This is a genomic window from Pantoea sp. DY-5 (genome assembly GCF_019795955.1).
GTDB classification, from domain to species: Bacteria; Pseudomonadota; Gammaproteobacteria; order Enterobacterales; family Enterobacteriaceae; genus Pantoea; species Pantoea leporis.
The window spans coordinates 366,576-391,792 of record NZ_JAIMIE010000001.1 but is presented as its reverse complement, the minus strand read 5'-3'; the positions used below and the strand labels follow the sequence as shown (position 1 = coordinate 391,792).

The 25,217-nt window shown below is 53.6% G+C and carries 20 protein-coding genes; 7 read left to right on the top strand and 13 right to left on the bottom strand.

Going from position 1 to position 25,217, the window contains the following annotated elements; all coding sequences use genetic code 11:
- Window positions 1-52 precede the first annotated feature (52 nt).
- The 5 genes from K5Y30_RS01875 to pdeR all read left to right on the top strand — a co-directional run bounded on the left by K5Y30_RS01875 (window position 53) and on the right by pdeR (window position 9,100).
- On the top strand, window positions 53-2,359 hold the full coding sequence (locus K5Y30_RS01875) for an FdhF/YdeP family oxidoreductase (RefSeq protein ID WP_222210355.1): 2,307 nt from the start codon (window positions 53-55) through the stop codon (window positions 2,357-2,359).
- 124 nt (window positions 2,360-2,483) lie between these two features.
- On the top strand, window positions 2,484-4,418 hold the full coding sequence (locus K5Y30_RS01870) for an exoribonuclease II (protein ID WP_222210354.1): 1,935 nt from the start codon (window positions 2,484-2,486) through the stop codon (window positions 4,416-4,418).
- Between the two features lie 184 nt (window positions 4,419-4,602).
- Window positions 4,603-6,669 (top strand): carbon starvation CstA family protein, encoded by a 2,067-nt coding sequence (locus K5Y30_RS01865; RefSeq protein WP_222210353.1) that lies wholly within the window; start codon window positions 4,603-4,605, stop codon window positions 6,667-6,669.
- Window positions 6,662-6,958, top strand: a complete 297-nt coding sequence (locus tag K5Y30_RS01860; protein WP_222182234.1) for a YbdD/YjiX family protein — start codon at window positions 6,662-6,664, stop codon at window positions 6,956-6,958. Before K5Y30_RS01865 ends, K5Y30_RS01860 begins: the two co-directional genes overlap by 8 nt.
- Window positions 6,959-7,114: 156 nt before the next feature.
- Entirely contained in the window at window positions 7,115-9,100 is a 1,986-nt protein-coding gene (gene pdeR, locus K5Y30_RS01855; protein WP_222182236.1) for a cyclic di-GMP phosphodiesterase, read from the top strand.
- Window positions 9,101-9,115: 15 nt separating this feature from the next.
- Here the strand turns inward: pdeR and K5Y30_RS01850 are convergent, their stop codons facing one another.
- The 3 genes from K5Y30_RS01850 to araD all read right to left on the bottom strand — a co-directional run bounded on the left by K5Y30_RS01850 (window position 9,116) and on the right by araD (window position 12,363).
- On the bottom strand, window positions 9,116-9,982 hold the full coding sequence (locus K5Y30_RS01850) for a crotonase/enoyl-CoA hydratase family protein (protein WP_007892438.1): 867 nt from the start codon (window positions 9,980-9,982) through the stop codon (window positions 9,116-9,118).
- 145 nt (window positions 9,983-10,127) lie between these two features.
- Window positions 10,128-11,111, bottom strand: coding sequence for a 2-keto-3-deoxygluconate transporter (gene kdgT / locus K5Y30_RS01845; protein ID WP_007892437.1), 984 nt, complete (start codon window positions 11,109-11,111; stop codon window positions 10,128-10,130).
- Window positions 11,112-11,664: 553 nt separating this feature from the next.
- The gene (araD, locus tag K5Y30_RS01840) at window positions 11,665-12,363 is read right to left on the bottom strand and encodes an L-ribulose-5-phosphate 4-epimerase (protein WP_222182237.1); all 699 of its coding nucleotides are present in this window, start codon (window positions 12,361-12,363) and stop codon (window positions 11,665-11,667) included.
- A 246-nt stretch (window positions 12,364-12,609) separates the two neighbouring features.
- Between araD and osmB the strand changes: the two genes are divergently transcribed.
- Window positions 12,610-12,828 (top strand): osmotically-inducible lipoprotein OsmB, encoded by a 219-nt coding sequence (gene osmB, locus K5Y30_RS01835; RefSeq protein WP_008106509.1) that lies wholly within the window; start codon window positions 12,610-12,612, stop codon window positions 12,826-12,828.
- Window positions 12,829-12,896: 68 nt separating this feature from the next.
- On the opposite strand, the gene yciH is transcribed toward osmB, so the two are convergent.
- The 5 genes from yciH to pgpB all read right to left on the bottom strand — a co-directional run bounded on the left by yciH (window position 12,897) and on the right by pgpB (window position 16,504).
- Window positions 12,897-13,220, bottom strand: a complete 324-nt coding sequence (gene yciH / locus K5Y30_RS01830; protein ID WP_110866244.1) for a stress response translation initiation inhibitor YciH — start codon at window positions 13,218-13,220, stop codon at window positions 12,897-12,899.
- A complete protein-coding gene (gene pyrF, locus K5Y30_RS01825; RefSeq protein WP_222210352.1) occupies window positions 13,220-13,927 on the bottom strand; it encodes an orotidine-5'-phosphate decarboxylase in 708 nt (235 codons plus the stop codon). Before pyrF ends, yciH begins: the two co-directional genes overlap by 1 nt.
- 202 nt (window positions 13,928-14,129) lie before the next feature.
- Window positions 14,130-15,299, bottom strand: coding sequence for a lipopolysaccharide assembly protein LapB (lapB, locus tag K5Y30_RS01820; RefSeq protein WP_222210351.1), 1,170 nt, complete (start codon window positions 15,297-15,299; stop codon window positions 14,130-14,132).
- A 6-nt stretch (window positions 15,300-15,305) separates the two neighbouring features.
- The gene (locus K5Y30_RS01815) at window positions 15,306-15,611 is read right to left on the bottom strand and encodes a LapA family protein (protein WP_137385878.1); all 306 of its coding nucleotides are present in this window, start codon (window positions 15,609-15,611) and stop codon (window positions 15,306-15,308) included.
- A 128-nt stretch (window positions 15,612-15,739) separates the two neighbouring features.
- Window positions 15,740-16,504 (bottom strand): phosphatidylglycerophosphatase B, encoded by a 765-nt coding sequence (gene pgpB / locus K5Y30_RS01810; RefSeq protein ID WP_222210350.1) that lies wholly within the window; start codon window positions 16,502-16,504, stop codon window positions 15,740-15,742.
- Window positions 16,505-16,732: 228 nt separating this feature from the next.
- Here pgpB and ribA point away from each other — a divergent pair, with 228 nt between their 5' ends.
- Window positions 16,733-17,326, top strand: a complete 594-nt coding sequence (gene ribA, locus K5Y30_RS01805; RefSeq protein ID WP_097097212.1) for a GTP cyclohydrolase II — start codon at window positions 16,733-16,735, stop codon at window positions 17,324-17,326.
- Window positions 17,327-17,374: 48 nt separating this feature from the next.
- Here ribA and acnA read toward each other — a convergent pair whose 3' ends face one another.
- The 5 genes from acnA to topA all read right to left on the bottom strand — a co-directional run bounded on the left by acnA (window position 17,375) and on the right by topA (window position 25,101).
- Window positions 17,375-20,056 carry an aconitate hydratase AcnA gene (gene acnA, locus K5Y30_RS01800; protein WP_222210349.1) on the bottom strand — a complete coding sequence of 894 codons (2,682 nt, stop codon included), beginning with the start codon at window positions 20,054-20,056 and terminating at the stop codon, window positions 17,375-17,377.
- A 444-nt stretch (window positions 20,057-20,500) separates the two neighbouring features.
- Entirely contained in the window at window positions 20,501-20,680 is a 180-nt protein-coding gene (locus tag K5Y30_RS01795) for a hypothetical protein (RefSeq protein WP_222210348.1), read from the bottom strand.
- A gap of 3 nt (window positions 20,681-20,683) precedes the next feature.
- Window positions 20,684-20,842, bottom strand: a complete 159-nt coding sequence (locus K5Y30_RS01790) for a YmiA family putative membrane protein (RefSeq protein ID WP_071531660.1) — start codon at window positions 20,840-20,842, stop codon at window positions 20,684-20,686.
- A gap of 493 nt (window positions 20,843-21,335) precedes the next feature.
- Window positions 21,336-22,310: an HTH-type transcriptional regulator CysB gene (cysB, locus tag K5Y30_RS01785; protein WP_064738814.1), complete on the bottom strand. Its 975-nt coding sequence runs from the start codon at window positions 22,308-22,310 to the stop codon at window positions 21,336-21,338.
- A gap of 193 nt (window positions 22,311-22,503) precedes the next feature.
- The gene (topA, locus tag K5Y30_RS01780; RefSeq protein ID WP_222210347.1) at window positions 22,504-25,101 is read right to left on the bottom strand and encodes a type I DNA topoisomerase; all 2,598 of its coding nucleotides are present in this window, start codon (window positions 25,099-25,101) and stop codon (window positions 22,504-22,506) included.
- Window positions 25,102-25,217: the final 116 nt, after the last annotated feature.

Below are 25,217 nucleotides of genomic sequence, written 5' to 3'. Positions count from 1 at the left end.
CTAACAGAAGACATATTCTGATAACAACTCATAAACAAATAAGCCTGCAACTATGAAATTTAAACGTAAGATTCAACCCTATCGCGCTGCTGCGGGCGGCTGGGGTTCATTGGAAGCCACCACCCGTTTTGTCCTTGATAGTAAAGCTGCCCTGAAAAACCTGCGAAACCTGATGCGCATGAACAAAGCGCGCGGTTTCGACTGCCCAGGTTGCGCATGGGGCGATGACAACAAAAGCACCTTCAGCTTCTGTGAAAACGGAGCAAAAGCGGTGACGTGGGAAGCCACGCGTCGTGTGGTTGCGCCGGAATTTTTTGCCCAGCACAGCGTCAGCACCCTTTACCAGCAGAGCGATTACTTCCTTGAGTATCAGGGACGCTTGACCCATCCGATGCGCTACAACAGCGAGACCGACCACTACGAACAGATCAGCTGGGACGATGCGTTAGCCTTGATTGCTCGCCATTTGAAGGCGATGGATCATCCAAATCAAATGGAGCTTTACACCTCCGGCCGCGCCAGCAATGAAGCATCCTGGCTTTATCAGCTGTTTGGCCGTGTGATGGGCACCAACAACTTCCCCGACTGCTCGAACATGTGCCACGAAGCCAGCGGCACCGGCCTGAAACGCAGCATCGGCGTGGGTAAAGGCACCATTCGTCTGGACGATTTTGATCACGCCGACGCGATTTTCGTGTTGGGTCAGAATCCGGGTACCAACCATCCGCGCATGCTGCACAGCCTGCGGCACGCGGCCGATCACGGCGCGAAAATCGTCACCTTTAACACGCTGCGCGAGCGCGGCCTCGAGCGTTTTGCCGATCCGCAAAAGCCGCTGGAGATTGTCACGTCGATGGCGGGCACCATCAGTTCCGCCTATTACCAACCTAATCTGGGCGGCGATATGGCGGCGGTGCGCGGCATGGTGAAAGCCCTGCTTGAGCTACAGCGTGCACGTTTAGCTGCCGGTGAAGAAGGCATTTTCGATCAGGCGTTTATCGATGCCAACACTCATGGCATTGACGCGTATCTTGCCGCCGTTGATAACACCCGCTGGGACGATATCGTGCGCCAATCCGGTCTCAGCGAAGTGCAGATTCGTGAGGCGGCGGCGATCTATCAAAGTGCTGAACGCGTGATTGTCACCTGGGCGATGGGCATTACTCAGCATAAACACTCGGTGGATACCGTTCGCGAGATCACCAACCTGCAGCTGCTGTTTGGTCAGTTGGGCAAGAAAGGCGCAGGCCTGTGTCCGGTGCGCGGCCACAGTAATGTGCAGGGCAACCGCACCATGGGCATCGATGAGAAGCCGGGCAAGCCGTTCCTCGATGCACTCGGCGCGCACTTTGATTTCGAACCCCCGCGCGAGCATGGTCACAACACCGTTGAAGCGCTGAACGCGATGCTGCGTGACGAAGTGAAAGTGCTGATTGCGCTGGGCGGCAACCTCGCGGCGGCCGCACCGGATTCACCGGTCACCGAAGAAGCGTTGCAGCATTGCGGTTTGACCGTGCACATCAGCACCAAACTCAATCGCAGCCATTTGGTGCCGGGCCGCGAAGGGCTGATTCTGCCAACGCTGGGCCGTACCGAACGCGATCGTCAGGCAAGCGGTAATCAGTACATTACCGTGGAAGACTCGTTCAGCATGGTGCACGCCTCAGAAGGCGTCGGCATTCCATTGGCGGAGACGCAGCGCTCTGAAACCGCGATTGTGGCTGGCATCGCCCATGCGACATTAGGCAGCGATAAAATCGACTGGCTGGCGATGGCAGGCAATTACGATCTGATTCGCGATCACATCGCCGCCACGATTCCCGGCTTTGCTGATTTCAATAACAAGTGCGACATTCCGGGCGGTTTCTACCTGGGTAGCGCTGCCGCCGAGCTGCGCTTCAATACGCCAAGCAAACGTGCTGAGTTCAGCGCCGCCGCCCTGCCAACGTCGCTGTTCCCGCAGTTGGGCGATGTCGCGGTGCCGTTCACGCTGCAAACCCTGCGTTCACACGATCAGTACAACACCACGATTTACGGCCTCGATGACCGTTATCGTGGCGTGTACGGTCAGCGCGAAGTGGTGTTTATCCATCCGGATGATATGACGTCGTTGGGCTTCACTGAAGGCCAGTTGGTGGATATCGAAACGCTATGGAATGACGGTTTAACCCGTCGCGTCAGCGGTTTCAAGCTGGTGCCGTATAACATTCCGCCCGGTAACCTCGCGGCGTATTATCCGGAAACCAACCCGCTGGTGCCGCTCTCGAGTTTTGGCGACGGCAGCGGTACGCCGACCTCAAAATCGGTGCCGGTGAAGCTGGCATTAAGCGCCGCCACACCGTCACAACGTATCGCCTGACCAAAGCGTTATCAGAAGGTAAAAAGCCGCGTAAAGCGGCTTTTTAGCCTGTTTTGGCCTTGCCGCGCGGACCCGATTCGCGTAAAACTGTCAGCCGCTCTTAGGCCACGAAACTATATAAATTATGTTCCAGGATAATCCGCTGCTCGCGCAGCTTAAAGAGAAGCTTCACGCGCAGACTCCGCGCGTCGAAGGTGTTGTTAAAGGTACGGAAAAAGGCTTTGGCTTCCTCGAAGTTGATGCCCAGAAAAGCTACTTCATTCCGCCACCGCAGATGAAGAAAGTGATGCACGGCGACCGTATTTCAGCCGTGATCCACACCGATAAAGACCGCGAGAGTGCCGAGCCGGAAACCCTGGTTGAGCCGTTCCTGACCCGCTTTGTCGGCCGCGTGCAGAAGAAAGACGATCGCCTGTCAATTGTGCCGGATCATCCGCTGCTGAAAGAGGCGATTCAGTGCCGCGCCGAACGTGGCGTGACCCACGACTTCCAGAACGGCGATTGGGCGGTAGCAGAGATGCGTCGTCACCCACTGAAAGGCGATCGCGGTTTCTATGCTGAACTGACCGAATTCATTGTCACTGCGGACGATCACCTCGCGCCGTGGTGGGTAACGTTGTCGCGCCATAACCTCGAACGTCAGGCTCCGGACGTCGGTTTTGGTGAGATGCTCGACGAAAATCTGCAGCGTGAAGATTTGACCGCACTGAACTTCGTCACCATCGACAGCGCCAGCACCCAGGATATGGATGATGCGCTGTACGTGGAAGAGGCTGCCGACGGCAATCTGATCCTGACCATCGCTATCGCTGATCCAACCGCTTACGTGGCAGAAGGCAGCGAGCTGGATAAGCTGGCGTCGAAACGCGCGTTCACCAACTATCTGCCGGGCTTCAACATACCAATGCTGCCGCGCGAACTCTCTGACGACGTCTGTTCCCTGCGTCCGAACGAGCGTCGTCCCGCGCTGGCATGCCGCGTTACCGTGCTGAAAGATGGCAGCCTGGCTGATGACGTGCATTTCTTTGCTGCGTGGATTGAGTCGAAAGCCAAGCTGGTTTATGACGAAGTTTCCGATTGGCTGGAAAACAGCGGCAGCTGGCAGCCTGAAAACGACGCCATTGCTCAGCAGATTCGCCTGCTGCATCAGGTTTGCCTGGCGCGCAGTGAGTGGCGTCAAACCCACGCGCTGGTGTTTAAAGATCGTCCGGACTACCGCTTCGTGTTGGGCGAGAAAGGCGAAGTGCTGGATATCATCTCCGAGCCACGTCGCATCGCCAATCGCATCGTTGAAGAGTCGATGATTCTGGCCAACGTCTGTGCCGCCAAAGTGCTGCAGGAGAAGCTGGGTTTCGGTATCTATAACCTGCACACCGGTTTCGATCTGGCCAACGCTGAGCAGGCCGCTGGCGTGCTGGCGGGTCATGGCATCACCGTGGATCCGCAGGCGATTACCACGCTGGAAGGCTTCCGCCAGCTGCGTCGTCAACTCGATGCGCAGCCAACCCAGTATCTGGATAGCCGCATTCGTCGCTTCCAGTCGTTTGCAGAAGTCGGCACCGAACCGGGCCCGCACTTTGGTCTTGGCCTCGACGCGTACGCGACCTGGACTTCGCCGATTCGTAAGTTCGGCGACATGATCAACCATCGCTTGCTGAAAGCGATCGTGCGCGGCGAAAGCACTGGCCGTCCGCAGGATGAGCTGACAACCATCATGAGCGAACGTCGTCGCCTGAACCGTATGGCCGAGCGCGATGTCGGTGACTGGTTGTACGCACGCTTCCTCGCACCGTTTGCCGCTACCGATCGCAAGTTCAGCGCCGAGATCATCGACGTGTCTCGCGGCGGCATGCGCGTTCGTCTGCTGGAGAATGGCGCGGTAGCCTTCATTCCTGCGCCGTTCATCCACGCGGTGCGTGATGAGCTGGTGTGCTCGCAGGAAAGCGGCACCGTGCAGATTAAAGGTGAAGTCGCTTACCGTGTCACTGACATCATCGACGTGACCATCGCCGAAGTGCGTATGGAAACCCGCAGCGTGGTCGCGCGTCCGGCCGCCTGAGCATGAAAACTCGCGGGATAACAGCCGTTATCCCGCATTTCTCTCCGCCCGCTTTAGCAAATGTTAAATTTGCTTTCCGCTTCACATTTCTAATGCCTTTGTCTGTCGTTAACAATTCATTACATTACTTTTAACTTGTTGTATTCGATCGCCTCTTTTCCCGGTCCCTACAAGGAGTTAACTCATGAACAACGTCAAAACCAGTCTCATCTGGTTAGCGGTGGCGTTAATTGGCGCGGGCGCATTTGCCATGCTGGCCCTCAGCCGTGGCGAACACGTCAACGCGGTGTGGCTGGTGATTGCCTCCGTCGCCTGCTACAGCATTGCCTATCGCTTTTACAGCCTGTTTATCGCTAAGCGTATTTTCGAACTGGACGATCGCCGTCGCACGCCGGCGGAGCGCTTAAGTGACGGCCTCGATTATGTGCCGACCAATAAATGGGTGCTATTCGGCCACCATTTTGCAGCGATTGCCGGTGCGGGCCCGCTGGTCGGTCCGATCCTTGCGGCGCAAATGGGCTTCCTGCCTGGCACCATCTGGATTTTGGTTGGCGTGATGTTTGCTGGTGCGGTGCAGGATTTCCTGATCCTGTTTATCTCAACGCGTCGTGATGGCCGCTCGCTGGGTGAGATGGCGCGTCAGGAGCTAGGCTCGTTCGCTGGCGTGGTCACCATGCTCGGCGCACTGGGCGTGATGATCATCATCCTCTCCGCGCTGGCGCTGGTGGTGGTGAAGGCGCTGGCCAACAGTCCGTGGGGCTTGTTCACCATTGCCGCAACCATTCCGATTGCCTTGTTTATGGGCGTGTATATGCGCTTCCTGCGTCCGGGAAAAATCGCGGAAGTGTCGATCATTGGCTTCGTGCTGATGATGGCGGCGATTATTTACGGCGGCAATGTAGCGGCTGATCCCTATTGGGGCCCGCTGTTCACGCTGAAAGGCACCGAGCTGACGTGGGTGCTGGTGATCTACGGGTTTGTCGCCTCTTCGCTGCCGGTGTGGCTGCTGCTGGCGCCGCGTGATTATCTCTCCACCTTCCTGAAAATTGGCGTGATCATCGGTCTGGCCATCGGCATCGTGTTTGCCATGCCCGAGATGAAGATGCCCGCAGTGACCAAATTTATTGATGGCACCGGGCCGGTCTTCTCCGGTGCGCTGTTCCCGTTCCTGTTTATCACCATCGCCTGTGGCGCCATTTCAGGTTTCCATGCGCTGGTTTCCAGCGGTACCACGCCGAAACTGGTGGAGCGCGAAAGTCATATCCGCTTTATCGGCTACGGCGCGATGCTGATGGAATCCTTTGTGGCAATCATGGCGCTGATCTGTGCCTCGGTGCTCGATCCGGGCGTCTACTTCGCCATGAACACCCCTGCCGCGCTGATTGGCACCACGGTGGAAAATGCGTCGCAGGTGATTAATGGCTGGGGGTTCGTGGTGACGCCCGAGATGCTGAGCGGCATTGCGCGCGACGTCGGCGAAAGCACCATTCTTTCGCGTGCTGGTGGTGCACCAACCTTTGCGGTCGGCATGGCGCATATCATTACCGAAGTGTTTAACAGCCGCGCCATGATGGCGTTCTGGTATCACTTCGCCATCTTGTTTGAAGCGCTGTTTATCCTGACCGCTGTGGATGCCGGCACCCGCGCCTGTCGCTTTATGGTGCAGGATCTGGTGGGCACCGTGGTACCGTCGATGGCGAATAACCGTTCATGGTTGGGCAACATGGCGGGAACCACCGTCGCGGTGGCGGGCTGGGGCTTCTTTGTGTATCAGGGCGTGGTCGATCCGCTCGGCGGCATCAATACGCTGTGGCCGCTGTTTGGTATCGGCAACCAGATGCTGGCGTCAATGGCGCTGATTCTCGGCACCGTGGTGTTGTTCAAAATGAAGAAGCAGCGTTATGCGTGGGTGACAATTGTTCCAACCGCCTGGCTGTTTATTACCTCGATGACCGCGGGCTGGCAGAAGATTTTCCACGAAAAACCTTCGATTGGTTTCCTGGCGCAGGCCAACAAGTTCCGCAAAGGCATTGATGACGGCATCGTCATCGCCCCGGCGAAGAGTGTCGCTGACATGCAAACCATCGTCTTCAGCAATCAAATTAACGCGGCCCTGTGCGCCTTCTTCATGCTGGTGGCGGTGACCATGCTGGTGGCGGCCTTCTTCGTGATTCGTCGGGCGCTCAACAGCACGGTGCCAACCACCCATGAATCTGAGATCTCACTGCGCAAAGAGGTGCGAAATGTCTGAGTTCATTTATCACTGGAGAAAACCCACCGGGGCGTGGCACATTCAGCAGTGCTTACCAATCGCACCCGCCACGGCTGGGCAAAATCTTACGCGCTGGCAGCGCATCTGGCAGGGATTGCAGCAAAGTTTTCGTTTAATGGTCGGCGTTCATGACTATCAAACTTATCTGAAGCATATGCGCGAACATCATCCAACCATCGCCCCCATGGATGAGCGTGCTTTTCACCGTCACTGCCTCGATGCCCGCTTTCCCAGCCAGGCCGGAAAACTGGGTAAGTGCCCTTGCTAACAGAGATCAGCCCCGCTTGTCGGGGCTTTTTCGTGCCATTCTTTAATAAAAACAAAAATATATTTGGATTGCATCTTGTGCTGACGCAGGAGGTTGAATACTGTTGCTAAAATAATGAGATACCGCCCGCTGAGCATTCCCCCGGAGGAAGTTTCCATGACCGATGAACAAGGGCAAACATTGCTATATACCTTGTTTGGCACCACCAGCCCTCATTGGCGTTTAACTTCAGATAGTGATGCTCTGCATTTTGCCGAAGATGAGAACGCGAACACCAATATGGCGGTTCCGCTGACTCCCGCACAGGCCAGTTTATTACGTGCGATGACGGTCATTACCTCAAGTATTAACCTCACGCTGTCGCTGCATGGCGAACCCGTTCCGATGCATTTTGTCGGCCGTAAAGTCAATCAATCTACCTGGGCTGGCACCTCTTCAGCCTGGGGCGATACGTCGTCTGTCGCGCGCGATTTGACGCTGGGTTTATCCTTCGCCGAGCAAGTGGTTTCTGAGGCGAATTCCGTCATCGTGATCCTCGATCAACGCGGCAATATCCAGCGTTTCAACCGTTTGAGTGAAGAGTACACCGGGCTGAAAGAGCAGGAAGTGATTGGCCGCAACGTATTCCAGCTGTTTATGACCAAGCAGGAAGCGCAGGCATCACGCCGTAATATCGCCGGTTTCTTCCGTGAAGGCAGTTCTTACGAAGTTGAACGCTGGATAAAAACCCGTAAAGGCCAGCGACTGTTTCTGTTTCGTAATAAGTTCGTTCACAGCGGTAGCGGAAAAAATGAAATTTTCCTCATCTGTTCCGGAACCGACATAACCGAAGAACGCCGCGCTCAGGAACGTCTGCGCGTGCTGGCCAATACCGATACCGTCACCGGCTTACCCAATCGCAACGCGATCCATCAGCAGATTAGTCTGGCACTGGAGCTGGCGAATGGCAGTCAAACTGGCGTGGTGTACCTCGATTTAGACAATTTTAAGAAGGTGAACGACGCTTACGGCCATATGTTTGGCGATCAGCTGCTGCAAGCGGTGTCGTTAGCCATCCTCAGCTGCCTTGGCAAAGACCAGACGCTGGCGCGCCTTGGCGGCGATGAGTTTGTTGTGCTGGCGGAACACACCAGCCAGGCAGCGCTGGAAGCGATGGCGTCGCGCATTCTTGAGCGGCTGCGTCAGCCGTTCCGCATTGGCCTGATTGAGGTTTACAGCGGCTGCTCGATTGGTATCGCCCTCGCCCCGCTGCATGGCGAAGATCGCGAAAGCCTGATTCGTAACGCCGATACCGCGATGTATCACGCCAAAGAGAATGGGCGCGGCAAGTTCTGCGTGTTCGCTAACGAGATGAATCAGCGCGTGTTTGAGTATCTGTGGCTCGATACCAACCTGCGTAAAGCGCTCGAGCTGGATCATCTGGTGGTGCATTATCAACCAAAGCTCAATGCCGAGGGCGAGGTTCTGAGCGCCGAGGCGCTGGTGCGCTGGAACTCGCCGGAGCGCGGTCTGGTGCCGCCGGGCGACTTTATCTCCTACGCCGAAGAGTCCGGTTTGATTGTGCCCTTGGGCCGCTGGGTGATGCTCAACGTGCTGCAGCAGATCATTAAGTGGCGCAGCGAAGGCATCTTTCTGCGCGTCGCGGTTAACGTCTCGGCTAAGCAGCTGATCGACCAGAGCATTTACACCGATCTGAAACAGGCATTGAATGAAGCCGGTTTGACCGATTGTCCGATTGATATCGAACTGACGGAAAGCTGTCTGATTGAGAATGAAGCCGGTGCGCTGATGCTGATGAAACAGTTCCAGGAGCTGGGTGCGCAAGTGCATCTCGATGACTTTGGTACCGGTTACTCCTCACTTTCTCAACTGGCGCGCGTCCCGATTGATGCCATTAAGCTGGATCAGAGCTTTGTACGTAATATCAACAAACAACCCGTGGCGCAGTCGCTGGTGCGTGCGATTGTCGCGGTGGCCAAAGCCCTGAAGCTGCAGGTGATTGCCGAGGGCATTGAAACCAAAGCCGAAGAGAAGTTTGTTATGGCCAACGGCGTTGATGGGCGTCAAGGTTATTATTATGCAAAACCAATGCCCGCAGAACAGCTCGGGCATTGGCTGGCTAAGCATCCTGCCCGCGTTTAACGCTGGTCTGCGAGATTAGCCGGCTTTGCGCAAGGATGCGCTATGACGGTTCTGCAGTTGTACCAGTCGTTCCATGTAAGCAATGTCTTTAGGTTCCAGTGTGAAGGCATAATCGACCCAGTCCTCCGTGATATCCATCAGCTCAGCGCGTGATAACTGCAATACGCGTTGACGCGCTTTCAGCATTGCCCGCACGCCGTTCAGTTTTGGACGTAACGTATCGATGAAGGTGCGTGTGGTGCGATAACCATCGCCCGGCTGGAACACCTTGTCGACCAATCCACGCGTTTCATACCATTCCGCGCTATGTGACTCACCTTCCATAATCAGCTCTTCGGCCAGCTTCATGCCAGACCGACGCGCCACTAACGAGTAGCCGCCCATACCCGGGAACAGGTTGAATGCGATCTCCGGGAAACCCATGCGCGCGCTGTTCTGCGCCAGAATGAAGTGATGTGCCAGCGCCGCTTCAAAGCCGCCGCCGAGCGCACTGCCCTCAATCATTGCCAGCGTAACCGCACCGGTATCGAAACCCCGCGCTGCGGAGTGGATGCAGTCGACACAGGCACGCGCATAAGCGCGCAGTGCTTCACGACGGTTGTTGCGAATGCATTCCACAAAGAAACGCAAATCGCCTCCGGCGTTAAACATCTGTGGCACTAACGAACCCGTCACCCAGAAATCAATCGGCAGACCGGAACGTTGAGCGGAATAGCTCAGGTTCATGATCTCCTCAATTAATTCGTGGTTAAAACTTGGACGGGGTTGCGCACGCAGCATCATCCACATGGTGCGGCGACCCTCTTCATAGTAGGCCGCGAGCTGTGTGGTTTGTCCAACTTCGGTGAACAGTCTGCATGTTGGTTGGTTAATTACTGTCATTGTCTCATCCTCTGTTTATGTTTATGTAGTGCGTTAAACGCCACATCAGCGTAATCCAGAGTGAGGCCAGACCAAATGAGAGATTGATTTATAAAGCAAAATCCAGAGATATCCCCGACCAGCGGCCGGGGAAGCATTAGCGGGCTTACTTGATGGCAGCGCGTTGCCCCACAGCAACATGAGAACGCTTAACGCGTCGTGAATAAACCGCGGTGATGATGGGGACAATGACGGAGGTGACAATGACCGAAGTGGCGACTAACGCCGTTGCGGCGGGTGCTACCGGTTTAAACTGTGGCAGCATCTCGGCGATCAACACTGGCGTGGCCACCGCTGCGCCTGCAGTGCTGGATGCCGCGATCCCCGCTGTACCATCGCCACCGCCAATCAGTCGATCGGCAATAATCAGCGGAATGCCGGTGACAATGATCACTGCGACACCCAGCATAATGCCCAGCAGGCCAGTTTGCGCGATGACGGTCAAATCAATGGTATTACCCAACGCGAAAGCAAAGAACGGAATCAGCGTGTGAACCGCTTTGCCAAAGAACTCGCGCAGTTCGGGATCGAGATTACCCAACGCGAACCCGACGATAAACGGCAGTACCGCGCCAACGAAGACATGTGGCTCAAACGACGCAATGCCTGCGGTGCCGAGAATCACCATCGTCATCAGCGGCCCGGACTCCAGCGACATCAAGACAAACGCACCGGCCTCTTCTTTCGAACCGTATTGCTGCATGATGGATGCGTATAAACCGCCATTGGTCATATCCATCGCCGCTACTAAAGCCAGCGTCGAGAGACCGGCAAACATGCCCACTTCCACGCCATTTTCCGGCATCACACGTGAAGCAATCGCCGCGACCACCCACGCCACCGCAATCTTGGTGAGCACGAGCGTGCCCGATTTACGCAGTACTGTGCCGGTGGCGCTGAGTTTGATAGATGCGCCCATGCAGAAGAACCACACCGCAAGAATCGGGACGGTGCCGGTCATCAACCCATTGGTGAACGAACCAAAGTATTTACCTGCGCCCGGAGAGAACGTATGGCACAGCGCGCCCAAAAACAGCGGAATCAGCATCATGCCGCCAGGAATTTTATCGATTGCACGTTTGATATGCATAAAGGGGTCACCTTAACTGAGCCAGAGGGAGGTGTTTTTATGAATTGCCAGATGGCATGGCGAGCAAGATAACGATTGGCAGAAAGGAAAAAAGTGATCGCAAATGCATTTATGAAACGCTGTTTTATTTTTATTGATTGATCATTTTGTATTTATGACGTGAATCGCCATACCAGATGATTGGAAGTTAAAAGAGAGGAGCCGGGAGGCGTTTTTTCTGTAAGGATGGATTATCTTTGCGGGCGCTGACACATCTGCCCTTTTCAACAACTCGCACTGAAGCTTATGAGCAGGCCGGGGGCGCTTTTGTGCCGGCAATCCGCAGCGCTGAACGAAGCGAGGAGGCCAGGAGAGCCCGCAGGACGCGGGCGAAAGGCGGAGCCGGGACAAGGACGTCCCGTCTCCGCCGGTCCGTCAGGCAGACGAACGAAGTGAAGGTACCGCGTAAGCGGCGCGAGGACCACCGGACCAAAAGTGCCCCCGGCCTGCGCGCTCACCATTAGCTTAATTAACTGGCATTACGCCAGCAGGCGTATATGTTTCAGAATTGACTTTAATTCTGCCCATACCAGGCATTTTTACCGTGCTTACGCAGGTAGTGCAGATCAAGCAAAGTTTGCGAAATCGGCGGTAACTCAGTGCGCAGCTGCTCGGTATGCAATGCCATATAGGCCACCTCTTCTAATACCACCGCGCTGTGTACTGCAGCATGCGCGTCTTTACCCCAGGCAAACGGGCCGTGGGAGTTCACCAGCACGGCGGGGATTGCCGTTGGTTCAATTCCGCGCTGCGCAAAAGTTTCAATGATCACCTGGCCGGTATTCCACTCGTATCCCTGCTCAATCTCTTCGCGGTTCATCTGCCGCGTGCAGGGAATGGTGCCGTAAAAATCATCGGCGTGCGTGGTGCCTAACGCGATGATTTCACGTCCAGCCTGAGCCCAAATGGTGGCATGGCGCGAGTGCGTATGCACGATGCCGCCGATCTCTGGCCAGGCGAGATAGAGCGCGCGGTGGGTGGCGGTATCCGAAGATGGGCGCATTTTCCCTTCTATCACCTCGCCGCTGGCGAGATCGACGACCACCATATCGTCGCGCTGCATCTGCTCGTACTTCACACCCGACGGCTTGATCACCAGTAAACCCCGATCGCGGTCCACCGCACTGACGTTGCCCCAGGTAAAGGTGACCAGGTTGTAACGGGGTAAATCGAGATTGGCTTCCAGCACCTGCTGCTTTAACGCTTCCAGCATCTTTTTTCTCCTGCGAACTGTGATAGCTGAATTGTGCGGAGCAGGGAGAAAAAGCGTTATGGATGGAACGGCTGTAAAAGCTGCGGAAAGTGGCTAAGGCGTTAAATGTGTGGCGCGGGTTGGTTTTGATGATTAAACAAGAAGTGGCTTGCAAACTCGCATTTTAGGACCGTTTTACCCTGCCGAGTGCGGTGTAACATCTATACTTATATGGTTACCACGGTGTTAACAATCAAGGAGAAGTTAATGACTACAACAATGAAACGTCTTACTGCTGCCGTATTGGCAACAACACTAGTTGTCGCGCTGAGCGGCTGCTCTAACTGGTCTAAACGCGACCGTAATACCGCAATCGGTGCGGGTGCGGGTGCCATTGGTGGTTCAGTGCTGACCAACGGTAGCGGACTTGGTACCGTTGGTGGCGCAGCTGTCGGCGGCATCATCGGCCACCAGATCAGCAAATAAATTATAATTATCAGGCTACGCAGCGCATCTACTTAACAACGGGCCACCTAAAAAGTGGCCCGAACTGCTTAACCACCCGCCAGCTTGACTTTCATGCCTTTGGCTTCCAGCAGCGTTTTTATCAAATCGCGTTTATCGCCCTGAATCTCAATTACGCCCTCTTTCACTGCTCCACCGCAACCACACTTTTTCTTCAGTTCAGCAGCCAGTTTTTCGAGAGCACTATCATCCAGATCGACACCGGTAATCAGACACACGCCCTTACCTTTTCGTCCACTGGTTTGACGCTGAATACGCACGATGCCATCGCCTTTAGGTCGTGGCGCTTTCTCTTCTTCATGGGTGATACGACCGCTATCGGTCGAATACACCAATCGATTGTCCTGAGCCATTAAGCCTCCTGTAAACTCTGCAGGATTTGCTGCAGCGTGGCGGCCGGATCGGTGGATTGGGTGATCGGACGCCCGATGACCATATAATCCACGCCGGCGTGTTTTGCCTGCTGCGGCGTCATGATACGGCGCTGATCGCCCGCATCGCTGCCGGCCGGACGAATGCCTGGCGTAACCAGCGCGAAATCCTGACCTATCACCTGCTTAAAATGCGCGGCTTCCTGCGCCGAACAAACCACGCCGTGCAGGCCGCAATCGCGGGTCAAACGTGCCAGCCGCTCAGCCTGCGCGGCTGGAGATAAGGTAATGCCTAAACCTTTGAGGTCGTCTTCATCCATGCTGGTCAATACGGTGACAGCAATCAGCAGCGGCGCATCGTTGCCGAATGGCACCAGCGCTTCACGTGCCGCGTTCATCATGCGAGCGCCACCGCTGGCGTGCACGTTCACCATCCACACGCCGAGATCGGCTGCTGCAGCGACTGCATGTGCGGTGGTGTTCGGGATGTCATGAAACTTGAGATCGAGGAACACTTCAAAACCACGTTCCTGCAGCGTTTTCACCAGCGATGGACCAAACAGCGTGAACATCTCTTTGCCCACTTTCAGGCGACACTGGCCTGGATCGATGCGGTCTACAAACTGCAGCGCGCTGTTGAGATCATGATAGTCGAGTGCCACCAGAATAGGTGAAGTGGTTACAGGCATAACGTTTCCTCAGTAACTGGCACCCGCAGGCGCGATGGACAAACGGCAAGCATTCTACCTGCGCAGGCCGGTGCCGACAATCACGCTGCCGCCAGAACTCACCTGTTTGACTGCTGGTTGCACGATGCTAGGGCAGTTTCTTAATCAAACTTAAAAGTATGTTGTAACTAAATGGATGTCACCAGAAAAGTGATGCGGCCATTTATTGGCCGTCGAGTCCACGGATGGGTTTAACTGAAGACCAGGCGCGACAAGATGGGCAATGCCAGTACAAAGCATGGGCAGTGAAGCCACATTTCTGGCAGCGATATCGCGGCTTAGTGCGGATCTGCTCGCCGACCATATCGCGCAGCACCATCAAGCTCTCTTTCGCACGTCCGTCTTCCGCTTCGTGTAAGTGGAAATCCATCAAACGATGAAATACACGCATCGTCGGATGACGCTGAAGCTGACGATTGATATACAGCTGTGCCGCTTCCGGTCCCTGCTGTTGCTCAAGAATATCAGATAGATAAAGCTCTGCTGCGGCGCCGGTATTCTCGTCGACACAACGCTGTAAAAATTGCGCCCAGTTTTCGGATTGGTTCAGGCGCTGGTAGCAGGTTTCCAGCATGGGTAACGTTTCACTCACCAGCTCTTTGTCCTGCTCCAGCACGCGCTGCAGTCGGCTGGCGGCTTTAGCGTACTCGCCCTGCTCCATCAAAATGCGGCCCATCATGATTGAGACGCGCGCACTTTGATGATCGGCTGACTCGCCCTTCTTCAGCAAGCTCATCGCCCGATCAAGGTCGTCACTGCTTAAAGCCTGCAACGCCAGCTCACAGTAGAAATGGGCAATTTCCCCTTTCTGCTTGTCTTTGCCGAGCTTAACCAGCTTTTCCGCCACATCGATGGCTTTTTGCCAGTCGCTGGTTGCCTGATGAATCAACAACAATTGCTGCAACGCGCCAATACGGAAATCGGTCTCTTCCACCAGTTGCCCAAACATATCTTCGGCACGATCGTACAATCCGGCTGCCATGTAATCGCGGCCGAGTTGCTGGATTGCCAGCAAGCGCTGCTCGTAGCTGAGCGACGCACTTTCCATTAGGGATTGGTGAATGCGAATGGCGCGATCAACTTCACCACGCGAACGGAACAGATTGCCAAGCGTCAGATGCGCCTCAACCGTGCCGCTGTCCTCTTTCAACATGTCGAGAAAGAGATCAACCGCCTTGTCCTGTTGATTGGAGAGCAGGAAGTTTACGCCGGTCACATAATCGCGCGACAGGCGGTTCGCTTCCTGTTGCTTATCCTGATGGGCACTGCGGCGGCCCATATACCAGCCATACGCCGCAGCAACAGGAAGAAGCAGAAACAGCAATTCAAGCATCGAAAATTAATCCCGACGACTGGCAGTTGGTGATGGGGTCACTGCGGTTGATTGTTCATTCTGTGCCTGCATACGTTTAAGTTTACGCTGTGCATTTGCCAGAGAAACACGTAAGCGTAACCAGAACAGGCCGCAAATCGCCCATCCCAGCAGGAATCCAGCGCCAAACAAGCTGGCGAGCAGTGTTGAAATGCGGAATTCGCCCTGCGCTAGCAGATAGTTAAAGGTGATGATTTGGTCGTTATGCGCTCCGAGCGTGACGGAGATGATGAAAATGACCAATACCACGAGAAAAATAAGCAAATATTTCACAATGCGTCCTGTCGAGAGGTTATCCAATAGAAGTATGCCAAAAAACCGCCGTCGATGCTGCTTATCCCCACATCAGTTAGCGCTTTTTTCTGCAAGCACAATCAATCATATGGGGATGAATAGGCTGATTACAATCCATCATCACGTTGCGCGATCTCACGATGTTCCTCTGGAGGAATGGTGAGCGGGCCGCAAAAACGCTGGGCCAGCAGCGTAGCAACGGTCACCAATAACCAGGATATCAGCGTTGCCATCACTAAATCACGCGGCCAGTGCATACCCAGCACTAAACGGCTGCCCATCACCGCGGTCGCCCAAACGAATAATACGGCAACGGTGGCAAAATGACGGCGCGGCCATAACAGGCCGATGGCTAAAAGCGCCCAGCTGGCGGCAAACATGGTATGCCCGGAAGGAAACGCATAACCGGTTTCAAATGCCCAATGATTCTTCAGCCATTGCGGCAGCTCAGTGTCATTGGCCAGCAAAGTTGAGACCATTTCGCCGCGCTGCTGTCGATGAAGCTGATAAAACTCATCACCGTTAATGCCATGACTTTTTTCCAGCCAGATGACGTAGGGGCGCGGTTCCTGCACATGCTCTTTGATTGAGGATTTGGTGTACTGACCAGCAAGAATCGCACCATTCATGATAAGAATGAGCAGAATCGCGGGTTTAAGCCGAAAGCGTAAACACCACAACACCCAGGCGCTGAGGATGATACTGGTGAGGATGCCCCACGGACTGGTGACGGTTTCCGTCATCCAAAACAGCACGCGAAGTAGATTGCCGCTTTCCCCGGGTTGCCATTGCCAGTTAGATATCCATACGCCCAACGGCATCAACAACAATAAAAACGCCCCTAAGGTGGTGCGCTGAATGATTTTTAACATTCGCTTCCTTTTAGATCCGCATTAACAGGTGCGTTAAGCATAACTTTAGCTGAAAAAAGAATAACATACCTATTGCGGCTTGGATAATTGTGCTTTATCACTACAATCACTCTGACCGATTAACGGCAGCCGTTCGGGTTGTGGCACAATAGCGTAAGTTTCATCGGGCCACATGGCCCGTGCGTTATCATGATGATAGCGCATCCTCTGAAGGTTCTGGAGAGTCACATGCAGCTTAAACGGGTAGCAGAAGCCAAACTGCCCACGCCATGGGGAGATTTCCTGATGGTTGGTTTTGAAGAACTGGCAACCGGCCACGACCATGTCGCGCTGGTTTATGGTGATATTAGCGATCACAATCCGGTGCTGGCGCGCGTCCATTCCGAATGTCTCACCGGCGATGCCCTGTTCAGCTTGCGCTGCGACTGCGGCTTCCAGCTGGAAGCGGCGTTAACGGCGATTGCGGAAGAAGGTCGTGGCATTCTGATGTATCACCGTCAGGAAGGTCGTAACATCGGATTGCTGAATAAAATTCGTGCTTATGCATTGCAGGATAAAGGCTACGATACGGTCGAAGCCAACCATCAGCTCGGTTTCGCCGCTGATGAGCGTGACTTCACGCTATGTGCAGATATGTTCAAACTGTTGGGCGTCAATGAAGTGCGCTTGCTGACAAACAATCCGCGCAAGGTTGAAATCCTGAGTGAAGCCGGTATCAATATCGTCGAACGCGTGCCATTGGTTGTCGGGCGTAACCCGAAAAACGCGCACTATCTCGATACGAAAGCCGAAAAAATGGGTCATCTGTTGCCAAAGTCGTAAGCGGTCTTTATAGCAGATAAAAAAAGCCGGGAAATCCCGGCTTTTCTTTTAGTTCAGCATATTGCGTATCACATAATGCAAAATGCCGTCGTTCTGGTAATAGGTTAGCTCGTTACCCGTATCGATACGGCAGCGCGTTTCCAGCGTCTCCTGGCTGCCATCCGCGCGCGTCAGAATTACGGTTACCGTGCCACCCGGCTTAAGCTGCGACAAGTTTGCCACATCTATAAATTCTTCACCCGTAAGCTGCAGCGTTTTACGCGTCACGCCAGCCGGAAACTCGAGCGGCAGAATCCCCATACCAATCAGGTTTGAGCGGTGAATACGCTCGAAGGATTCGGAGATAACCACGCGCACGCCCTGTAAGCGCGGCCCTTTTGCTGCCCAGTCCCGACTTGAGCCTGAACCGTACTCTTTACCAGCAATCACCGCTAACGGCACACCTTCCTGCTGATACTTCATCGCCGCATCGTAAATCGCCAACTGCTCGTTAGTCGGGAAGTGTTTGGTATAACCGCCCTCGACACCCGGCACCATTTCGTTACGAATACGGATATTAGCGAAGGTGCCGCGCATCATTACTTCGTGGTTACCACGACGCGAACCGTAAGAGTTGAAATCGGTGCGCTCAACGCCATGCGACAGCAAATAGCGTCCGGCTGGACTTTCTGCTTTGATGCTCCCCGCTGGAGAAATGTGGTCGGTGGTTACCGAATCACCCAGTATCGCCAGAATGCGCGCACCTTTGATATCCTGCACCGGCTTCGGCGTTTTATCCATGTCGTCAAAGAATGGCGACAGACGAATGTAGGTCGAATCGCCATCCCAATCGTAGGTAGCCGCTTCGCTCACTTTGATTTGCTGCCACTCCGGCGTGCCGTCAAACACCTCGGCATACTCTTTGTGGAACATATCGCTGGTCACTTTCTGCACCGCTTCCGCAATCTCTTCCGGCGAAGGCCAGATATCCTTGAGGAAAACATCGTTGCCCTGTCGATCCTGGCCGAGCGGATCGGACTGCAGATTGAGCTTCATATTGCCCGCTAAGGCATAAGCAACCACTAGCGGCGGCGATGCCAGCCAGTTGGTTTTAATCAACGGATGAATACGGCCTTCGAAGTTACGGTTACCCGAAAGCACAGCGGCAACCGTGAGATCGCCCTCTTTTATCGCGCTTTCGATCGCATCCGGTAATGGACCGGAGTTACCGATACAAGTAGTACAACCGTAACCGACCAGATTGAATCCTAACTCGTCCAGATAAGGCGTGAGCTGGGCTACAGCAAGGTAGTCAGAAACCACTTTGGAACCGGGTGCCAGCGAGGCTTTAACCCACGGCTTGCGCATCAGACCGCGTTCAACGGCTTTCTTCGCCAGTAAACCGGCAGCCATCAGCACGCTTGGATTCGAGGTGTTGGTGCAGGAGGTAATCGCCGAGATCACGACCGCACCGTCATTCAGCTGATAGCTTTCTCCGGTTTCGCTATCGCGATAGCTGACGGTTTTGTGCGGTTTTTGCGCCTGATTGACTTCCAGCTCATTGCTGGCATCAAAGGCGGTGGGAACATCACCCAGTGATACACGATCCTGCGGACGTTTTGGTCCGGCCAGGCTGGACTCAACGTCGCCCATATCCAGCGCTAAAGAGCTGGTGAACACCGGCTCATCACCCGCGTTACGCCACATACCTTGTTGCTTAGCATAAGCCTCAACCAGTTCAACCTGCTCCGCATCGCGGCCGGTGAGCGTCATATAACTCAGGGTGACATCATCGACAGGGAAAAAGCCGCAGGTCGCACCATACTCAGGCGCCATGTTGGCGATGGTGGCGCGGTCGGCAAGCGGCAGGTCGGCTAAGCCGTCACCGTAAAATTCTACAAATTTACCCACAACACCATGTTTGCGCAGCATTTGCGTGACAGTTAACACCAAATCCGTTGCGGTAATGCCCGGACGCAATTTACCGGTGAGTTTGAAACCGACTACGTCAGGAATCAGCATCGAGACCGGCTGACCAAGCATCGCCGCTTCAGCCTCAATCCCTCCAACGCCCCAACCTAGTACGCCGAGCGCATTGATCATAGTGGTGTGCGAATCGGTGCCGACCAATGTGTCGGGATAGGCAACCTCTTGCCCATTCAGCGTCTCATGCCAGACAGATTTACCGAGGTATTCCAGATTGACCTGATGACAAATCCCGGTGCCCGGCGGCACTACGCGGAATCGATTGAAGGCTTTTTGCCCCCAACGCAGGAAAACGTAGCGCTCATGGTTGCGCTCCATTTCGAGATGCACATTTTCATCAAAGGCTTTGTCATCACCGAAATGATCCACCGTCACAGAGTGGTCAATGACCAGATCTACCGGGGATAAGGGATTGACTTTGGCGACGTCGCCGCCAAGGCGTTTCACCGCTTCGCGCATGGCAGCCAAATCTACCACCGCCGGTACGCCGGTAAAATCTTGCATTAATACACGCGCGGGACGATAGGCAATCTCACGATCGGCGTGAGCATCTTTTTGCCAGGCGACCAGCGCTTCAATATCTTCAAGCGTGACAGAATAACCATCCTGCCAGCGTAAAAGGTTTTCCAGCAGGACTTTCATCGACTTGGGCAAGCGATCGATATTGCCCAGTTGCTGAGCTGCTTTGGGCAAGCTGTAGTAATGATATTTTTTTGCCCGAACATCCAGCGTGTCCTGACTCTGCTCGCGTAACGTTAACGACATAGCGCCTCCATGTAAGTGAATCTTTTTTAAACCTCAGTGACTGCAAGGTTTAACTTAAAGATAGACTACATTGCCGTTAACGTTTTGATAACAACACGAATAGACACATTAAGACACAATGAAAAATGCCCCGACATTTGTCAGGGCATTTATAGAATTCAGTGTAATTTGAGTTTGGGCTTAAATCATCGCCCAGAAGGCGGCGGCCCAAAAAGCCAGGGAAAAGGTATAAACGCTCACCCAGGATAATGTCGTTGTATTGATGCTCATAATTCACTCCCTCCCGGATTCCGGGCAAAAAAAAGTCCACCGTCTTCAGCGTTGTACTGATGACACCGTTTTTTTAATGCTGAGTGTTAAAGGACGGGCTTTTAACTTGCCCACCGGATAATCCGGCAAAAAGAGGGACTAAACGACTAAATATAGTACGGAACGCATGCTGCGTTATTTCGACTTCATATCCATGAAGGATTCAATAAAGTTGCGCTGATTCTCGCTGAGTTCCCACGAAGTCGGAATGATGACCTGAGGTTCAGTGGATACAACGTCTTTAACTTTGCACGCAGGCGTTTGCGGCTGACGTGCAGAAACCGGATGCTTACGACTGAGTGTATTTGCCCACATGGCTTAACCCCACATACGCCAAATCATTAACGCCACCACTACCCAGAACAGTGCTGAAGCAGCGAAGACAGTCATCCAAGCTTTGCGACGGGTATTACCAGTACGCTCAACTTTGGTGCTTTTAGTCCGGAAGCCCGGCTGTACAGTTATTCTCGTATTCATAGTTTTTGATAATCACTCTCAATAAAACGATTGATGACAACGATTAAGATTTAGGACGAATCCTAAACTTGTTAAGACCGAAAATCCAGTTATTTTTATTGAGCACAACGATTAACGCTATTTATCAAAACGCCAAAAATTGATGAGATAAATTTAATTACCAACACAACTATTAATTAAAACGTTACATTGTAAATTTGGGTTAACAGCAAATTAGATCCAATCTAAATTTGAGTTTAATTTACCAAGCCAGTTAAAAAGCCCTTCCTCATCAACTCTTAACTAGAGTATGGGAATATTCCTGGCGAGCTGCAAAGCAGCATCGTAAAAATTGTGTACTGATTCGCATTTAATAGATAACAATGAAAAAACATGTGACCCATGTTTCATTTACAAAAAAATAATGATTTTTTTTGAAGTACTCGTGGCGCTAAGCGCTAAGGGATTCCGAAGGTGCCCACTGGACACCTTGGCAAAAGAATGAGTTAGGAATTTACTTGAAGGGTAACTTGATGTCGCGGAACATAGCTTCGATGTCTTCATTAGAGCGCAATGCGACCGCCGCATCCACCACATCACGCGTCAGGTGTGGTGCGAAACGTTGAATGAAATCATACATATAGCTGCGGAGGAAGGTGCTACGTCTAAAGCCGATTTTGGTCGTACTATTGGTAAAAATTTCTGAAGCTTCTATACGCACCAAATCGGGGTCTGCAACCGGATCAACCGCCATACTGGCAATTACGCCAACGCCCAAGCCTAAACGCACGTACGTCTTGATGACGTCAGCATCCGTCGCGGTGAAGACGATGCGTGGCGTTAATCCGGCGCGATTAAACGCGGTGTCCAATTCTGAACGGCCTGTAAAGCCAAATGTGTAAGTCACTAACGGGAAATCCGCCAGCTCTTCTATCGTCACATTTGATTTACCCGCCAACGGATGATCTGGCGTTACCACAATGGCGCGGTTCCAGTGATAGCACGGCAGCATAATCAAATCGTCATACAGATGCAGCGCTTCTGTGGCAATGGCAAAGTCTGCATTGCCCTTTGAAACCGCCTCAGCTATTTGCGTCGGCGATCCCTGATGCATATGCAAAGAAACGCGAGGATAGCGCTCAATAAAGCCTTTAATCACGCCTGGCAGCGCATAACGTGCCTGCGTATGGGTAGTTGCTACATACAGCGAGCCTTTATCTGGCCAGGTGTGTTCACCAGCAACAGATTTAATCGCATCAACTTTGGACAGCACTTCGCGCGCAATCCGGATAATCTCTTCACCTGCAGGCGTTACTTGCGTCAGATGCTTACCACTGCGCGCAAATATCTGCACGCCCAGCTCATCTTCTAACATACGGACTTGCTTACTGATGCCTGGCTGCGAGGTATATAAGCCTTCGGCGGTCGATGAGACATTAAGATTGTGATTAACCACTTCGACGATGTAACGCAACTGCTGCAATTTCATAGTTATATCTTCCTGGTAGCGACAGAGGTGCATTCCCGGCGGGCGTGTTTCCGCTTTCATTGCGGTGAGGGAGGGAAAGCGAGTCAGCGAAACGATAAGAGTTCTATAACTACTATATCAGTTAAAGGAAGAATGTAGAACGATTAGCTATAAGGATAAGAGAAAGGCCAGCGAATACTGGCCTTGCGGGGAATTACTTTTTCGCTTCCTGCCATTTGCCGTCAATATAGAACATTGACCAGCCAGTGGCTTTGCCATCCTTTTCGGAAGAGACGTATTGCTGCTTGGTCTTGCGACTGAAACGCACCATCGTCTTATTCCCTTCCGGATCGGCGGCTGGCGCTTCTGACAGATATTTCAGCTTTTCTGGCAGGCGGTCGGCAAAGCGTTGCAGCTCTTCCACCAGCGGCGCGCGCGTTTCACGTGATTTCGGGAAGGTATTCGCAGCAAGGAACACGCCCGCTGCACCATCACGCAACACAAAGTAAGCATCCGACTTTTCACACTGCAATTCTGGCAGCTGCACCGGATCTTCTTTTGGCGGCGCGACGTCACCGTTACGCAGAATCTTACGGGTGTTTTTGCACTCGTCGTTGGTACACGCCATGTACTTACCGAAACGACCCATTTTCAGATGCATTTCAGAACCACACTTCTCGCACTCAACAATCGGACCGTCGTAGCCCTTGATGCGGAATTCGCCCTGCTCAATCTCGTAGCCGTCGCACTCTGGGTTATTACCACAGACGTGCAGCTTGCGCTGGTTATCGATCAGATAACTGTCCATCGCGGTGCCACACTTCTGGCAACGACGACGGGCGCGCAACGCGTTGGTTTCAGCATCATCGCCTTCCAGCACGTTGAGCACTTCATTTTCCGGGATCAGGTTGATGGTCTGCTTGCAGCGCTCTTTCGGCGGCAAAGCATAACCCGAGCACCCCAGGAACACGCCGGTACTGGCGGTACGAATCCCCATCGGGCGGCTACAGGTTGGACAATCAATTGACGTCAACACCATCTGGTTCGGCTGCATGCCGCCCTCTTCCGGATCTTTCTCAGCATCATCTAGCTGCTGACTGAAATCACTGAAGAAGGAGTCGAGTACCGCTTTCCATTCGGCTTCATTATTCGCCACCTGGTCGAGGCTATTTTCCATGCGCGCGGTGAAGTCATAGTTCATCAGCTCGCGGAAATTAGACTCCAGACGGTCGGTAACAATTTCACCCATTTTTTCGGCGTAGAAACGGCGGTTCTCAACACGCACGTAACCACGATCCTGAATGGTGGAGATAATCGAGGCGTAGGTTGATGGACGACCAATGCCGCGTTTTTCCAGCTCACGCACCAGTGACGCTTCACTGAAGCGCGCCGGCGGTTTGGTGAAGTGCTGGCTTGGCATCAACTCTTTAAGATCCAGCATGTCGCCAACATCTACCGGTGGCAGCGTCAGATCTTCATCATTTTTACGCAGCGCAGGCATCACGCGCGTCCAGCCATCAAAACGCAGCGTGCGGCCTTTGGCTTTCAATTTGAATTCAGCCGCGCCCACGGTCAGCGTGGTGGAGTCGTACTGAGCCGGTACCATCTGGCAGGCAACGAACTGGCGCCAGATCAGCTGATACAGTTTCTGCGCGTCAGCTTCCATATCTTTCAGCTGCTCAGCCACGATATTCACATCAGAAGGACGAATCGCTTCGTGCGCTTCCTGTGAATTCTCTTTGCTGGCATAGGTATTCGGCGCTTCTGGCAGATACTTTTTACCGAAGCTGCTCTCAACATAACCCCGCGCCATCGCCACGGCATCCTGGCTCAGGTTGGTGGAGTCGGTACGCATATAGGTGATGTGACCCGCTTCATATAAGCGCTGCGCCATCATCATGGTCTTCTTCACGCCGAAGCCCAGACGCGTACTCGCCGCCTGTTGCAGCGTTGAGGTAATAAAGGGTGCAGAAGGCTTGCTGCTGGTCGGTTTATCTTCGCGATCCAGCACCTGGTAACGCGCTTTCTGCAAAATCGCCACCGCCGCGTGAGTTTGCTCACGATTAACCGGACGGAACGCTTTGTCATTCTGATGCGTCACCTGCATGGCCAGATCGGCGCCTTTCGGCGTGGCGAAATCAGCATCGATTTCCCAATACTCTTCTGGCACAAAGGCTTTGATTTCGTGCTCGCGCTCAACCACCAAGCGCACCGCAACCGACTGAACGCGACCGGCTGACAGGCCACGAGCGATTTTCTTCCACAGCAGTGGCGATACCATGTAACCCACCACGCGATCCATAAAGCGGCGCGCTTGCTGTGCGTTGACACGTTCGATATTAAGCTCGCCCGGCTTGTCAAACGCCTGACGAATCGCATTCTTGGTGATTTCGTTAAACACCACGCGGCTAAAACGCTTATCGTCCCCACCGATCACTTCCCGCAGGTGCCAGGCAATGGCTTCCCCTTCGCGGTCAAGGTCGGTTGCAAGATAGATATGGTCTGCATCGGCAGCCAGATTTTTCAGCTCAGCGACAACTTTTTCTTTGCCTGGCAGAATTTGATAATCCGCTTCCCAACCATGCCAGGGATCCACACCCATGCGGTTTACGAGTGCGGCTTTCTCATCCTTTTTAACCTTTTTTTCAGGTTTCGCTTTTTCCCCGTCGGCACTTTTACGGGCAGTTGAACCGCTGGTCGGCAAATCACGGATATGACCGACACTGGATTTCACCACGTAGTCATTACCGAGGTATTTATTGATTGTTTTGGCCTTTGCCGGGGACTCAACGATTACGAGTGATTTACCCATATGTACCTTTACCTAAATGAAACGTCCTGATAAACGGGAGAGAATTGGAGGTCCCAAAACCCAATGGGTTCAATATTGCTGCCAGGATTTCGCATTTCAAGGCAGCAGGGATAATC

Excerpts from the sequence above, each read along its gene's own strand:
- K5Y30_RS01875 (WP_222210355.1), top strand. The coding sequence starts at position 53 with ATGAAATTTAAACGTAAGATTCAACCCTATCGCGCTGCTGCGGGCGGC.
- K5Y30_RS01870 (WP_222210354.1), top strand. The coding sequence starts at position 2,484 with ATGTTCCAGGATAATCCGCTGCTCGCGCAGCTTAAAGAGAAGCTTCAC.
- K5Y30_RS01865 (WP_222210353.1), top strand. The coding sequence starts at position 4,603 with ATGAACAACGTCAAAACCAGTCTCATCTGGTTAGCGGTGGCGTTAATT.
- K5Y30_RS01860 (WP_222182234.1), top strand. The coding sequence starts at position 6,662 with ATGTCTGAGTTCATTTATCACTGGAGAAAACCCACCGGGGCGTGGCAC.
- pdeR (WP_222182236.1), top strand. The coding sequence starts at position 7,115 with ATGACCGATGAACAAGGGCAAACATTGCTATATACCTTGTTTGGCACC.
- K5Y30_RS01850 (WP_007892438.1), bottom strand. The coding sequence starts at position 9,982 with ATGACAGTAATTAACCAACCAACATGCAGACTGTTCACCGAAGTTGGA.
- kdgT (WP_007892437.1), bottom strand. The coding sequence starts at position 11,111 with ATGCATATCAAACGTGCAATCGATAAAATTCCTGGCGGCATGATGCTG.
- araD (WP_222182237.1), bottom strand. The coding sequence starts at position 12,363 with ATGCTGGAAGCGTTAAAGCAGCAGGTGCTGGAAGCCAATCTCGATTTA.
- osmB (WP_008106509.1), top strand. The coding sequence starts at position 12,610 with ATGACTACAACAATGAAACGTCTTACTGCTGCCGTATTGGCAACAACA.
- yciH (WP_110866244.1), bottom strand. The coding sequence starts at position 13,220 with ATGGCTCAGGACAATCGATTGGTGTATTCGACCGATAGCGGTCGTATC.
- pyrF (WP_222210352.1), bottom strand. The coding sequence starts at position 13,927 with ATGCCTGTAACCACTTCACCTATTCTGGTGGCACTCGACTATCATGAT.
- lapB (WP_222210351.1), bottom strand. The coding sequence starts at position 15,299 with ATGCTTGAATTGCTGTTTCTGCTTCTTCCTGTTGCTGCGGCGTATGGC.
- pgpB (WP_222210350.1), bottom strand. The coding sequence starts at position 16,504 with ATGTTAAAAATCATTCAGCGCACCACCTTAGGGGCGTTTTTATTGTTG.
- ribA (WP_097097212.1), top strand. The coding sequence starts at position 16,733 with ATGCAGCTTAAACGGGTAGCAGAAGCCAAACTGCCCACGCCATGGGGA.
- acnA (WP_222210349.1), bottom strand. The coding sequence starts at position 20,056 with ATGTCGTTAACGTTACGCGAGCAGAGTCAGGACACGCTGGATGTTCGG.
- K5Y30_RS01795 (WP_222210348.1), bottom strand. The coding sequence starts at position 20,680 with ATGTGGGCAAATACACTCAGTCGTAAGCATCCGGTTTCTGCACGTCAG.
- K5Y30_RS01790 (WP_071531660.1), bottom strand. The coding sequence starts at position 20,842 with ATGAATACGAGAATAACTGTACAGCCGGGCTTCCGGACTAAAAGCACC.
- cysB (WP_064738814.1), bottom strand. The coding sequence starts at position 22,310 with ATGAAATTGCAGCAGTTGCGTTACATCGTCGAAGTGGTTAATCACAAT.
- topA (WP_222210347.1), bottom strand. The coding sequence starts at position 25,101 with ATGGGTAAATCACTCGTAATCGTTGAGTCCCCGGCAAAGGCCAAAACA.